This is a genomic window from Lutibaculum baratangense AMV1 (assembly GCF_000496075.1).
Taxonomy (GTDB): Bacteria; Pseudomonadota; Alphaproteobacteria; order Rhizobiales; family Tepidamorphaceae; genus Lutibaculum; species Lutibaculum baratangense.
In genome coordinates this window covers 216,053-228,022 of record NZ_AWXZ01000039.1, presented here as the reverse complement: position 1 = coordinate 228,022, position 11,970 = coordinate 216,053, and the positions used below count along the sequence as shown (strand labels likewise).

General features: G+C 68.9%; 13 protein-coding genes. 3 read left to right on the top strand and 10 right to left on the bottom strand.

Annotated elements, in window-relative coordinates; translation table 11 throughout:
• Positions 1-59: 59 nt before the first annotated feature.
• Genes N177_RS15645 through petA form a run of 3 tightly spaced genes read right to left on the bottom strand, consistent with a single transcriptional unit; the run spans position 60 to position 2,734 of the window.
• A complete protein-coding gene (locus tag N177_RS15645; protein ID WP_023433357.1) occupies positions 60-854 on the bottom strand; it encodes a cytochrome c1 in 795 nt (264 codons plus the stop codon).
• 14 nt (positions 855-868) lie between these two features.
• Positions 869-2,149, bottom strand: a complete 1,281-nt coding sequence (locus tag N177_RS15640; protein WP_023433356.1) for a cytochrome b — start codon at positions 2,147-2,149, stop codon at positions 869-871.
• 18 nt (positions 2,150-2,167) lie between these two features.
• Entirely contained in the window at positions 2,168-2,734 is a 567-nt protein-coding gene (gene petA, locus N177_RS15635) for a ubiquinol-cytochrome c reductase iron-sulfur subunit (RefSeq protein ID WP_200863417.1), read from the bottom strand.
• Positions 2,735-2,913: 179 nt separating this feature from the next.
• Here petA and N177_RS15630 point away from each other — a divergent pair, with 179 nt between their 5' ends.
• Complete coding sequence (locus N177_RS15630) at positions 2,914-3,414, top strand: tRNA (cytidine(34)-2'-O)-methyltransferase (RefSeq protein ID WP_051402422.1); 501 nt, start codon at positions 2,914-2,916, stop codon at positions 3,412-3,414.
• Here N177_RS15630 and N177_RS15625 read toward each other — a convergent pair.
• From N177_RS15625 to N177_RS15615, 3 genes are all read right to left on the bottom strand, one after another.
• Positions 3,348-4,154: a metallophosphoesterase family protein gene (locus N177_RS15625; protein WP_023433354.1), complete on the bottom strand. Its 807-nt coding sequence runs from the start codon at positions 4,152-4,154 to the stop codon at positions 3,348-3,350. The genes N177_RS15630 and N177_RS15625 overlap by 67 nt on opposite strands.
• Positions 4,151-5,089, bottom strand: a complete 939-nt coding sequence (locus tag N177_RS15620) for a diacylglycerol/lipid kinase family protein (protein WP_023433353.1) — start codon at positions 5,087-5,089, stop codon at positions 4,151-4,153. The genes N177_RS15625 and N177_RS15620 overlap by 4 nt, the downstream gene beginning before the upstream one ends.
• A 74-nt stretch (positions 5,090-5,163) precedes the next feature.
• Positions 5,164-7,017, bottom strand: a complete 1,854-nt coding sequence (locus N177_RS15615; RefSeq protein WP_023433352.1) for an ABC transporter ATP-binding protein — start codon at positions 7,015-7,017, stop codon at positions 5,164-5,166.
• Positions 7,018-7,148: 131 nt separating this feature from the next.
• On the opposite strand from N177_RS15615, the gene hemF reads away from it, so the two are divergent.
• The gene (gene hemF / locus N177_RS15610) at positions 7,149-8,030 is read left to right on the top strand and encodes an oxygen-dependent coproporphyrinogen oxidase (protein WP_023433351.1); all 882 of its coding nucleotides are present in this window, start codon (positions 7,149-7,151) and stop codon (positions 8,028-8,030) included.
• A 4-nt stretch (positions 8,031-8,034) separates the two neighbouring features.
• On the opposite strand, the gene N177_RS15605 is transcribed toward hemF, so the two are convergent.
• Genes N177_RS15605 through N177_RS15590 form a run of 4 tightly spaced genes read right to left on the bottom strand, consistent with a single transcriptional unit; the run spans position 8,035 to position 10,815 of the window.
• Complete coding sequence (locus N177_RS15605) at positions 8,035-9,270, bottom strand: CCA tRNA nucleotidyltransferase (RefSeq protein ID WP_023433350.1); 1,236 nt, start codon at positions 9,268-9,270, stop codon at positions 8,035-8,037.
• Complete coding sequence (locus N177_RS15600) at positions 9,267-9,530, bottom strand: DUF6111 family protein (RefSeq protein ID WP_040485940.1); 264 nt, start codon at positions 9,528-9,530, stop codon at positions 9,267-9,269. The genes N177_RS15605 and N177_RS15600 overlap by 4 nt, the downstream gene beginning before the upstream one ends.
• On the bottom strand, positions 9,527-10,213 hold the full coding sequence (locus tag N177_RS15595; RefSeq protein ID WP_023433348.1) for a CoA pyrophosphatase: 687 nt from the start codon (positions 10,211-10,213) through the stop codon (positions 9,527-9,529). Before N177_RS15595 ends, N177_RS15600 begins: the two co-directional genes overlap by 4 nt.
• A complete protein-coding gene (locus N177_RS15590) occupies positions 10,210-10,815 on the bottom strand; it encodes a DUF1285 domain-containing protein (RefSeq protein ID WP_023433347.1) in 606 nt (201 codons plus the stop codon). Before N177_RS15590 ends, N177_RS15595 begins: the two co-directional genes overlap by 4 nt.
• Before the next feature lie 158 nt (positions 10,816-10,973).
• Between N177_RS15590 and N177_RS15585 the strand changes: the two genes are divergently transcribed.
• Entirely contained in the window at positions 10,974-11,969 is a 996-nt protein-coding gene (locus tag N177_RS15585) for an AAA family ATPase (protein WP_023433346.1), read from the top strand.
• Position 11,970: the final 1 nt, after the last annotated feature.

The following is an 11,970-nucleotide window of genomic DNA, read 5'->3' as shown; positions in this document are numbered from 1 at the left end:
CAACAAAAAGGGGCCCGACGGGCCCCTTTGCAATCGGTGCGTCCGACCGGGAGGCCGGATCAATGCTCCACGTCGCGCCACAGCTTCTTGTACGAGAAGTACATCATGCCGGCGAAGATGATGAGGAACACCATCACCTCGAAGCCGAGGCGCCGCCGTGCCTCCAGCTTCGGCTCCGCCGTCCACATCAGGAACGCCGAGACGTCCTTCGCGTACTGGTCGAGCGTCTCGGGCGCACCGTCGTCGAAGCTCACGAGGCCGTCGTCGAGGGGGGGCGGCATGCCGATCGCGTGACCGGGGAAGTAGGCGTTGTAATACTGGCCCGGCCGCATCTCGACGTCCGCTGGCGGCTCCTCGTATCCCGTGAGGATGGAGTAGATGTAGTCCGGGCCACCGGCACGCGCCTTGGCGATGACCGAGAGGTCCGGCGGATATGCACCGCCATTCGCGGCGCGCGCGGCGGCCTCGTTCGGGAACGGCGGCGGAAGGCGATCGGGCGGCGTGCCGGGACGCTCGAACATCTCGCCCGTCTCGTCCGGCCCGTCCGTCACCTGGCGCGGGAACTCCTCGGCCAGGACGCTGACCACGTCCTCGCTGAACTCCGGCCCGCCCGGCTCGCCGAGGTTGCGGAAGGCGAGGTAGTCGATGCCGTGGCAGCCCGCGCAGGATTCCACGTAGACCTTGTAGCCGCGCTGCAGCTGGCCCCGGTCGAAGGTCCCGAACGGGCCCTCGAAGGAGAAGTCGACGTTCTTCAGCTCGAAATCGGCCTCCGCGGCGTGCGCCAACTGGGCGCCGCCGACGGAGAGGGCCGCCGCGAGGACGAGCGCGTTCACGCCGGCCTTCGTCTTGAACATGAATCCCCTCACTTTCACCCCCTCTTCTCGGGTGCGGACGCAGCCCCGGCCGGGACCGTGGCACTCCCGCCTTGCCCCTTCAGAACCGCCTCCGAGATGGAATTCGGCAACGGCCGCGGCGTCTCGAAGATGCCGAGCAGCGGCAGAACGACGAGGAAGTGGGCGAAGTAGTAGATCGTCAGAATGCGGGCGAAGACGATGTAGATCCCTTCCGCCGGCTGTGCGCCGAGATAGCCGAGGCCGATGCAGGCCGCGACGAAGATCCAGAAGAACACCTTGAACATCGGCCGGAAGGCGCCCGAGCGGACCCTGGACGTGTCGAGCCAGGGCAGGAAGAACAGCACGATCAGCGCCGCGAACATCGCGATGACGCCACCGAGCTTCGAGGGGATCGCGCGCAGGATCGCGTAGAACGGAAGCAGGTACCATTCCGGAACGATGTGAGCGGGCGTCACCAGCGGGTTGGCCGGGATGTAGTTGTCGGCGTGGCCGAGATAGTTAGGGGCGTAGAACACCCAGAAGGCGAAGAAGATGATGAAGCAGACGATCGCGAAGCCGTCCTTCACCGTGTAGTACGGATGGAAGGGAATGGCGTCCTTCGGCGTCTTCACCGGCACGCCCGTCGGGTTGTTGTTGCCCGGGACGTGCAGCGCCCAGACGTGCAGGAACACGAGGCCCGCGAGCACGAAGGGCAGGAGATAGTGCAGCGAGAAGAAGCGGTTGAGGGTCGGGTTTCCGACCGCGAAGCCGCCCCACAGCCACTCGACGATCGGCGCGCCGACCAGCGGGATCGCGCTGAACAGGTTCGTGATCACGGTGGCGCCCCAGAAGGACATCTGGCCCCAGGGCAGGACGTAGCCCATGAAGGCGATGGCCATCATGAGGATGAGAATGATGACGCCGATCCCCCACAGCACTTCGCGGGGCGCCTTGTAGGAGCCGTAATAGAGTCCGCGTGCGAGGTGGATGTAGACCGCCACGAAGAACATCGACGCGCCGTTCGCGTGGATGTAGCGGATCAGCCAGCCATAGTTCACGTCGCGCATGATCATCTCGACGCTTTCGAAAGCGCGGTCGACATGCGGCGTGTAGTGCATGGCCAGAACGACGCCCGAGATGATCTGGACGACGAGCATCAGCATCAGGATGCCGCCGAATGTCCAGAAGTAGTTCAGGTTCTTAGGCGTCGGGAAGTCGATGAACTGCGCCTTCATGGCGCTGATGATCGGCAGCCGGCTGTCGAGCCAGCGGGCGACCGGATGTTCGAGTTCGGATGTGGGGTGATGACCGCTCATTGTTTCCTGCCCTCGCCGCTAGCCGATCTGCACGGTGGTGTCGGACGTGTAGGCGTACACCGGCACATCGAGGTTGCGCGGGGCCGGCCCCCTGCGGATGCGGCCCGCCGTGTCGTAGTGAGACCCGTGGCAGGGGCAGAACCAGCCGTCATAATCGCCGGATTCACCGAGAGGCACGCAGCCGAGATGCGTGCAGATCCCGATCATGATCAGGAACTCGGGCTTCTCCGCCCGGTTGGCGTCCGTCGCCGGGGCGTCGGCGGCCACGTTCTCGTTGCGGGCGACGGGATCGGGCAGATCCGAGAGCGGAACCTCGTCGGCCTCCTGAATCTCCCCCTCCGTGCGATGACGGATGAAGACCGGCTTGCCGCGCCACATGACAGTGATCGCCTGTCCGACTTCGACCGCGCTCAGATCGACCTCGATCGAGGCGAGAGCCTGGACACCGGCATCGGGATTCATCTGATCGATGAAGGGCCACAGTGCGGCGGCGGCGCCGACGGCTGCGACCGCGCCGGTCGCGATGTAGAGGAAGTCCCGACGTGTCGGTTCTTCCGCGTCCGTGTGGGTATGGGCCACGTCCAATTCCCCAAGTAGAGTCCCCGAGAATTCGCCCGCCCCCCTCCTCCTCGGGACGCAGCGCGGGCGTGACCGCCGGGCGGCGGCGTCGGTCCTTTTTGCACTCTTGCCTCGCGTTGTCCAGCAATGCAGGAGAGGGCGGTTCCATTTGTCGCAAAGCGGTAGCACTGCGGTTGAAAGTCCACATGCGGCTCGCTCTCTACGAACCCGACATTCCACAGAACACGGGGACGATCCTGCGTCTCGCCGCCTGCCTCGGCTTGGCCGTGGACATCATCGAGCCGGCGGGCTTTCCCTGGTCGGAGAGGAGCTTCCGCCGGGCGGGCATGGACTATCTCGATCATGTCGCCGTGCGCCGGCATGTCGATTTCGACGCCTTCGAGGGCAGCTGCCGCGCGGCTTGCGACCGCATCGTGCTCCTGACCACCCGCGGCAGCACGCCTCATCTCGATTTCGCCTATCGCCGCGGGGACGTGCTGCTGCTCGGCAGCGAAGGGGCGGGCGTGCCCCTGCGCGTCCACGAGCGCGCGGATGCGAGAGTGGTCGTGCCGATGCGCCCCGGCCTGCGGTCGCTCAACATCGCGATGGCCGCGGCGCTCGTGGTCGGTGAAGCGATGCGTCAGACAGGCTGGGCGACGACCGGCGAAGCGCCGACCGGAACGGGCCGCGGCGGCTCGAGCTCGTAGCTCGTCCCGTTCCAGCGCGATTCCGCGACCGTCAGCACGCCGTCGACGATATCGAGAACGTTGAAGCCGCTGCCTCCGCCGCGCTCGCGATCGGACAGAGCCGTGGTGGCGCCGACCATCACGACCTTTCGCGAAGCCACATCGACCACGTCCACGCGAGGCCGATGCAGGTGCCCATGCAGCATGATGCCGACACCCGCCAGCGCCAGCGACGTGACGGCGCTCGCGGCGCCGCGGACCTGCGAGCGGCGGAGATCGGCGATGTCGGGCGCCAGCGGGTGGTGCGTAACGGCGATGCGGGTCCGGTCGGTCGGCACGGCCGACAGCCGCTCCGTGGCGCGGCGGACGGCGCGGCCGCTGATGCGCCCCAGCGACCAGTCGAGCCGCGCCTGCACCCCCCGGGAGGTGTTGAGCCCCGCAACGGCGATCTCGTCATCCACGTGGAGCGGGGCCAGATCCTCGGTCAGCGCCTTGCGGTACCGCCGGAAGGGCCTCGTCATCCGCGTCAGCGGAAACAGCGGCACGTCGTGATTCCCCGGGATGACGAGCTGCGGCTTCGGCAGGGCCGACAGGAACTCGGCGGCCGCCGCGAACTCCTTCCGCGACCCGCGGCGGGTCAGATCGCCGCTCACGACGAGGAGATCGGCCCGCAACCGCGCGACGGCGTCGGCCAGCGCCGCCACCTGCCCCTCGCGCCTCGCCGGCAGGTGGAGATCGGAAATGTGCAGGATCCGCTTCAAGAGCCCTCGCTCTCGTTCACCGAGTGCCTCGCCTTCGCCAGCGGCGAATCGGTCGAGGCCATCACCTGCATCGGGGACGAGGAGAAGCGCAGTCGCACCGGGGGATCCCGCCACAGAGGCTCGCCGTCCACCATCATCCACAGCCGGCGGCCTCGCCCGGACACGACGATGCGCCGTGCCGAGAACGATTCGATCCTCTCGTCGTCCCTCCAATCGCGACGAAGGAGCGTCTTGCCCGCCAGTTGAAGCACGTCCATCCAGCCTTCGAGGCGGAGGCTGACGCACTCGAACCCGCCGATGCCCGCGTCGACGCCGCGCCAGGGATAGAGCTGATCGGCATCACCCACCGTGACGATCAGGGCCGGGGTCCGCATCGTGCGGCGGGATTCGCTGCGGAACATCACGTTCGGGCGGAAGACGCGCCGGCCGAGCGCCAGGCCTTGCAGCAGGGCACCGAGCCGCCGCCGCCAGCTCCTGGCGAGCCGGTGATGCTCGCGGATCCGGCCGAACGCGGGCACGAGCCCGAACGCGGCCGCCACGAAGAAGGGCTCTCCCTCGATCATCGCCACCGGCAGGGCGTCGAGGCAGAACTCGCCGGCCGCGATCGCCGCCAGAACCTCCTCGATCTCGCGCTCGCCCCAGAGCCGGCGCGGCAGCAGGTTCATGGTTCCCGCGGGCGCGAAAGTGACGGGCACGCCGGCGGTGATGGCATAGCCGGCAACGGTGCGGGCCGTGCCGTCGCCGCCGATGGCGATCAGCCCGTCGGGCCGCTGAGCCAGGGCCGCGGTGACGGCGCTCGGGAAGACACGGCCGCGCGCGCTCTCGAGGCCGACGAGCTGGTGCCCGAGCGTCTCCTCCGCCATCTCTTCCAGCCGGCGGACGCCCGTCCTCCGGACCCCGCCGGCCTCACGATTGATGACGGCGATGAAGCGCATTCACGCGATCCCGGTACGTAGCCCCACCACGATCCGATGAGAACGCGCCGCGGCGGTAGAAGGTCCGAACTCGACTACTCGGCCGCCTCGTTCGACTGTTCCGGCAGGAACCCGCCGGACTGCCTGGCCCAGAGGGAGGCATAGAGGCCGCCCGCGGCGACGAGCTCGTCATGCGTGCCGCTCTCGACGATGCGTCCGTGATCCATCACGACGAGCCGGTCCATCCGCGCGATCGTCGACAGGCGGTGCGCGATCGCGATCACCGTCTTGCCCGCCATCAGGTCCTCCAAGCTCGCCTGGATCGCCGCCTCGACCTCCGAGTCGAGGGCGGAGGTCGCCTCGTCGAGCACCAGGATCGGCGCGTCCTTCAGGAGCGCACGGGCGATGGCGATGCGCTGGCGCTGGCCGCCGGACAGCTTGACGCCCCGCTCGCCGACGAACGCGTCGAGCCCCGTGCGGCCCCGCGGATCGATCAGGTCGTTCAGGAAGTCGCCGGCATGGGCATCCGCCACCGCGCCGAGAATTTCCTCCTCCGCGGCGTCGGGACGGCCGTAGCGGACATTGTCGCGGAGCGAGCGGTGGAGGAGCGCCGTGTCCTGCGTCACCATGCCGATCTGCGCGCGCAGGCTGTCCTGCGTGACCTCCGAGATGTCCTGCCGGTCGATCAGGATGCAGCCGCCCTCGAGATCGTGGAAGCGCAGGAGAAGATGGGCGAGCGTCGACTTGCCGGCGCCGGAGCGGCCGACGAGCCCTACCCGCTCGCCCGGTCGCACGGTGAGCGTCAGGTCCTCGATGACGCCGTCCTCGCGACCATAGCCGAAGCTCACACGCTCGAAGCGGATCTCTCCTCGCGTGACTTCGAGGGGCCGCGCCTCCGGCGCGTCCTCGATCATGTTCGGACGGCTGATCGTCTCCATCCCGTTCTGCACCGTCCCGACATTCTCGAAGAGCGAGGTGATGGTGCGCAGGATCCAGCCCGACATCTGGTTGAGACGGATCACGAGCCCGTTGGCGAGCGCGATGTCGCCGACGGTCGCCAGCCCGCGCGACCAGAGCCATAGCGAGAGGGCGGCGACCGCGAAGATCAGGAAGCCGTTCATGAGCGTGAGCGACACCGTCATCGTGACGATGGTGCGCGACAGGGTGCGGAACGCTTCGAGATGGCGCTGGAACCCTTCGAGAGCGAAGGCGTCCTCGCGCTCCGCGTGCGCGAACGACTTCACGGCCATGATGTTCGTGTAGCCGTCGACGATGCGGCCGGACAGCGCCGAATTGGCCTCCGACAAGGCGGCCGAGCGCTGCCGCACCGGCGGCACGAGCCAGTAGATCGTCGCGATGTAGCCGATCATCCAGGCGAGGATCGGCACCGCGAGCCAGGGACTGATGCCGGCGAAGAGCGCGAGCGTGCCGGCGAGATAGATGACGAGCGTCCACACCCCGTCGATCAGGTTCACCACGGTCTCGCGCAGAGCGTGGCCCGTCTGCATGACCTTCTGGGCGACCCGGCCGGCGAAGTCGTTCTGGAAGAACGATATGCTCTGCCGCAGGACGTAGCGGTAGTTCTGCCAGCGGACCATGTTGGTGAGGCCCGGCGTCAGCGTGATGGCCATCAGCCCCCGGGCGGAGAGCACGCCGATCGGCCTGATCACGAGAACGACGATCGCCATCCCCGTCAGAACGAGCCAGTTGTCCTGGAAGAAGGTCGCCGGATCCGCTCCCGTGACGCGGTCGAGCAGGTCGGCGAGGAACACGTAGAGCGCCATCTCGGCGATCGCCGCCACGAAGGACGCGATCAGGACCGCGACGAGCACGCCCTTCACCGGCCTCAGGAAGTGCAGGTAGAAGGCGAGCGCCGTCTCCGGCGGCCTCACCACCGGTGTCGGCCTGAACGGATCGAGGAGGTTTGCGAACCAGGAGAAGACTGCCATGACCGCGCATTAGATAGTCGCGCGGCGCCCCCAGCCAATGGCCAATCCGGTGCGAGCGGCGGCGAAAGTGGACGCGAGGGACGATCGGCCTTAGATCGCGTGGCCAGAGCACGGGCGTTCGGAAGGCGATCATGGACGAACTGACGCAGAGACAGGAGACGGCACGGCGCTGGTTCGAGAGCCTGCGCGACCGGATCTGTGACGCCTTCGAGGCGTTGGAGGACGAGGTGCCAGCGGAGCTGGCCGGTGGCGACGGCCAGGCCGGCCGCTTCCTGCGCACACCCTGGAACAGGACCGATCACTCCGGCGCGCCGGGCGGGGGCGGCATCATGTCGAGCATGACCGGGCGCCTCTTCGAGAAGGTCGGCGTGCACTGCTCGACCGTGCACGGCGAGTTCAGTCCAGACTTCCGCGGTCAGATCCCCGGATCGGAAGAGGACCCCCGCTTCTGGGCGAGCGGCATCTCGCTGATCGCGCATCTGTGGAACCCGAACGTGCCCGCGGTCCACATGAACACCCGCTTCGTCGTCACGTCGAAGGCCTGGTTCGGTGGCGGAGCGGACCTCACGCCGGTGCTCGACCGTCGCAGGACCCGGGAAGACCCGGACACGATCGACTTCCACGCGGCGCTGCGCCGGGCTTGCGAGAAGAACGATCGCGCCTTCGAGGAGTATCGCGACTGGTGCGACCGGTACTTCTGGCTCAAGCACCGCAACGAGCCCCGGGGCGTCGGCGGCATCTTCTACGACTATGTCGATACCGGAGACTGGAACGCGGACTTCGCCTTCACCCAGGATGTCGGCCGCGCCTTCCTCGAGGTCTATCCCGAGATCGTGCGCCGCAACTTCGCCACGCCGTGGGCCCCCGAAGATCGCGAGGAGCAGCTCGTCCGGCGCGGCCGCTACGTGGAGTTCAACCTGCTCTACGACCGCGGCACGGTGTTCGGCTTGAAGACCGGCGGCAACGTCGCCTCGATCCTGTCGTCGATGCCGCCGCTGGCCCGCTGGCCGTGAGGCGTCAGCCGCGCGGCAGGAGTTCGGCGGCCCTTGCCAGCCAGTGCTCCCGCCCGCCAGAGAAGCCGCCGGCGATCCAGGCCGCTTCCAGCGCCTTCAGCGTCTGGCCGATCTCGCGTCCCCTGGCGCCGAGCGCCGCCACGTCGCCGCCATTGAGCGGAAAGGCCGGTGCCGTCCAGCGTTGCGGAAGGCGCACGAGGTCGTGCCACCCGGCGAGGGCGTCGGCGTCCCGCGCCTCGCTCGCGGCGGCGTGGCGGACGATGTCGGCGTAGAGCTCCGGGCCGTTCCGGTAGAGAACCTCCTTCGCCGGGGCCTCGTCCGCCGGGGACTTGAGGCGCGGGCGCGCTTCCGCCATGGCGAGGAGCCGCCGGCTCTCGACCTTGGACAGGCGCAGCCGGTCGAACAGGCGCGAGGCGTCCTCCTCGACGATCACCGCCAGGGCGCCCAGGCGCCGGACCGGTTCGGCAGCCTCGTCCAGCGTCTCTTCGAGACGCGCCAGGCGCTCGAAGGCCGGCAGCCTGTCGACGCCCCCAATCACGATCTGCAGGATGCCCGTCTCACTCATGACGCGGAGGGCGGCCGCGGCGCGCGGGGGGACGAGCAGCCTCAGCATCTCCTGCCTCACCCGTTCCGCCGAGAGCCTCAGGAGGGTGAGCCGCAGGCGCACGCAGGCGGCGAGGTCGGCCGGCTGAGGGTCGCCCTGCCCGTACCCGGCGTGGAAGCGGAAGAAGCGGAGGATCCGCAGATGATCTTCGGCGATGCGGCGCTCGGCCTCGCCGATGAAGCGCACCCGTCCGGCGAGGGCGTCCTCGCAGCCGCCGAGCGGATCCTGGATCGTCCCGTCGGCCTCCACGTAGAGCGCGTTCATCGTGAAGTCGCGACGCCGGGCATCCTCCTCCCAGTCGTTGCCGAACCGGACGACGGCGCGCCTGCCATCGGTCTCGACGTCATGGCGCAGTGTCGTCACCTCGAAGGCGCGACCGTCGGCGACGACGGTGACGGTGCCATGCTCCAGCCCCGTCGGCACCGGCCTGAAGCCCGCCAGCGTCGCCCGCCTCGCGATCTCCTCGGGCAGCCCGGTGGTGGCGAGGTCGACATCGCCGATCTCTCGCCCGATCAGGGCGTCGCGCACCGCGCCCCCGACGACGCGCGTCTCGATGCCGTCTCCATTCAGGATGGCCAGGAGCGTGCGGAGCGGCTCGCGGCGGAGCCAGTCGAACTCCGCGCGACGTGGCCTCACTCGAAGTGACCGGGGACGACGCGGCCGTCCTCGAAGCGGGGCGGTACGTATGTCCGGTCGGGGGTTGCGCCACGGAAGGCCGACACGAGGAGGATCGAGCCGATGAGCAGCACGAGCCCCACCGCCGTGAGCCACCAGGTCGCGCGGGTCTCCCAGGCCTCGCGGGCGAGAGGGTCCCGGTGCGAGAAGTAGAGGTAGAACGCATAGACCACGAACGGCGCCAGAAAGAGCGCCACATGGAACCAGATCGCACGTATCATCGGCCGTAGACCCGCTCGTAGAGATTGCGGATGATGCCGGCGGTCACACCCCAGATGTGATGCTCGCGGAACGGCATGGCGTAGAAGTACCGGCGCCGGCTGCGCCACTCGCGGCTGTCGCGCCGGTGGTTCGCCGGCGTCATCAGGAACGACAGCGGAACCTCGAAGGCCGCGGCCACCTCGCCCGGATCCGGCACCAGCTCGGCATGGGGATCGACGAAGGCGACGACCGGCACGATCCGGAAGCCGCTCCTCGTCTGGTAGGTGTCGAGATAGCCGAGAGGCTCGATCCGGTCCGACGCGATGCCGATCTCCTCGCGCGTCTCCCGCAGCGCGGCCTGGAGCGGCCCCTGATCGCCCTTCTCGACCTTGCCGCCGGGAAAGGCGATCTGCCCGGCGTGGCTCGAAAGATGCTCGGTGCGCCGCGTCAGGATGACGGCGAGACCATCCTCGCGCGGCACGAGCGGCACGAGCACGGCCGCGAGGCGGGAGGGGCCCTCCCCGTATACCTCCGCGGCGAGATCCGGGTTCAGGTCGTGATCGCCGCGCTCGGCCGGCAGCGACAGGTCGCTCGCCGCCGCCGACGGCTCATCCAGCAGATGGAGACCGGCAAGCCGGCGGAATTCGGATGCCGCGAAGACCGTCCGCTCGTGGCCGATGCGCGGCTCGACGCTCGTGCTCATGCGACCGCGCCACGCATCGGAAAGAACGCGCCTTCGCTCCAGATGCCGGGACCCCCGTGGCCCTCAGCCTCGACCGCCAGCTCCGCGAGGTCGTAGAGCAGCGCCCGTGTCACGAGCGCCTCGAGACGCCCCCTCACCAGGACGTACGGCTTGATCCCTCCCGTGCCCGGCTCCGCCACGAAGCGCAGCGGATGGTCCGCGCTCACGGTCACGACGTCGTCGACATTCGTCCGGAACGAGACGCTTTGCGCCTTGCCCTCGCCCTCGACCGCCATCTCCACCGCCAGGAACGGCGCGTCGTCGACGGTGATGCCGATCTTCTCGACCGGGGTCACCAGATAGGTGCGGCCGTCCTCGTCCCTGCGCAGCACGGAGGCGAAGAGCCTGACCAGACGCTGCCGGCCGATCGGCGTGCCGAGATAGTGCCAGCTGCCGTCGGCGGCGATCCGGATGTCGAGATCGCCGCAGTAGTCGGGGTTCCAGCGCTCGACCGGTGGCGCGCCGCGCCGGCCGGCCTCCCGAGCCGCCGCCTCGAGAGCGGCCAGGCCGCCTGGCGTGCTCCCACGGTCCGGCGCCGCATGGGTGTCGTTCCTGCCGGTCATAGTTCTGCCCACCTCGCGAGCGGTAATCGACGAAAGCTGGCGAAGCCTTGATCTGGCTCGGAAAACGTCGCACTGCCCTTGTTGTGGGGCGCAGGACTCACACACATGTGAGGCTCCGCCCCGTCCCCACGGACGCCGCCCGCCATATAGTCGAGCACATGACCACGATCAATCAAGCTGACGAAGACATCGTCGCACGCGCCGACCTGACGACCGACCACCTGCGCAGGACGCGGGAGGAGATCGGACGGGTCATCTTCGGCCAGGAGACGGTGGTCGAGACCGCGCTCGTCACCCTCCTCGCGGGAGGGCACGCGCTGCTGATCGGCGTGCCGGGCCTCGCGAAGACGAAGCTCGTCGAGACGCTCGGAACCGTGCTCGGCCTCGGCACGGCGCGGGTGCAGTTCACCCCGGACCTCATGCCGTCGGACATTCTAGGCTCCGAGGTGCTCGAGGAGGCGGCGGGCGGAAGCCGCGCCTTCCGCTTCATCCGCGGGCCCGTGTTCACGCAGCTCCTGATGGCCGACGAGATCAACCGGGCGAGCCCCCGCACGCAATCGGCACTCCTGCAGGCGATGCAGGAGCACCACGTGACGGTCGCCGGACAGCGCCACGACCTGCCCCGGCCGTTCCATGTTCTGGCCACGCAGAACCCGCTCGAGCAGGAAGGCACCTACCCGCTGCCCGAAGCCCAGCTCGACCGCTTCCTGACACAGGTCGACGTCGAGTATCCGGACCTCGAGTCGGAGCGCCGCATGCTCGTGGCGACGACGGGTCTCGACGCGGACGTGGCGAAGCCCGTGATGTCGGCTGACGAGTTGATGGAGGCCCAGGCGCTGGTCCGGCAGATCCCGGTCGGTCAATCGGTGGTCGACGCGATCCTGAACCTCGTGCGCACCGGCCGGCCCGGGCACGGCGACCGCGAGATCGACGAGACGGTCGGCTGGGGCCCCGGGCCGCGCGCGAGCCAGGCGCTGATGCTGACCGTCAGGGCCCGCGCGCTGGTGCAGGGTCGGCTCTCCCCCTCCGTCGACGACGTCGTCGCGATGGCGAAGCCCGTTCTGCAGCACCGCATGGCGCTCAGCTTCGCCGCGCGCGCCGACGGCATGTCGATCGGCGAGGTCATCGACCGGCTCACGGCCCGCATCGGTTAGC

Excerpts from the sequence above, each read along its gene's own strand:
- hemF (WP_023433351.1), top strand. The coding sequence starts at position 7,149 with ATGGACGAACTGACGCAGAGACAGGAGACGGCACGGCGCTGGTTCGAG.
- N177_RS15640 (WP_023433356.1), bottom strand. The coding sequence starts at position 2,149 with ATGAGCGGTCATCACCCCACATCCGAACTCGAACATCCGGTCGCCCGC.
- N177_RS15595 (WP_023433348.1), bottom strand. The coding sequence starts at position 10,213 with ATGAGCACGAGCGTCGAGCCGCGCATCGGCCACGAGCGGACGGTCTTC.
- N177_RS15620 (WP_023433353.1), bottom strand. The coding sequence starts at position 5,089 with ATGCGCTTCATCGCCGTCATCAATCGTGAGGCCGGCGGGGTCCGGAGG.
- N177_RS15615 (WP_023433352.1), bottom strand. The coding sequence starts at position 7,017 with ATGGCAGTCTTCTCCTGGTTCGCAAACCTCCTCGATCCGTTCAGGCCG.
- N177_RS15585 (WP_023433346.1), top strand. The coding sequence starts at position 10,974 with ATGACCACGATCAATCAAGCTGACGAAGACATCGTCGCACGCGCCGAC.
- N177_RS15600 (WP_040485940.1), bottom strand. The coding sequence starts at position 9,530 with ATGATACGTGCGATCTGGTTCCATGTGGCGCTCTTTCTGGCGCCGTTC.
- N177_RS15630 (WP_051402422.1), top strand. The coding sequence starts at position 2,914 with ATGCGGCTCGCTCTCTACGAACCCGACATTCCACAGAACACGGGGACG.
- N177_RS15590 (WP_023433347.1), bottom strand. The coding sequence starts at position 10,815 with ATGACCGGCAGGAACGACACCCATGCGGCGCCGGACCGTGGGAGCACG.
- N177_RS15645 (WP_023433357.1), bottom strand. The coding sequence starts at position 854 with ATGTTCAAGACGAAGGCCGGCGTGAACGCGCTCGTCCTCGCGGCGGCC.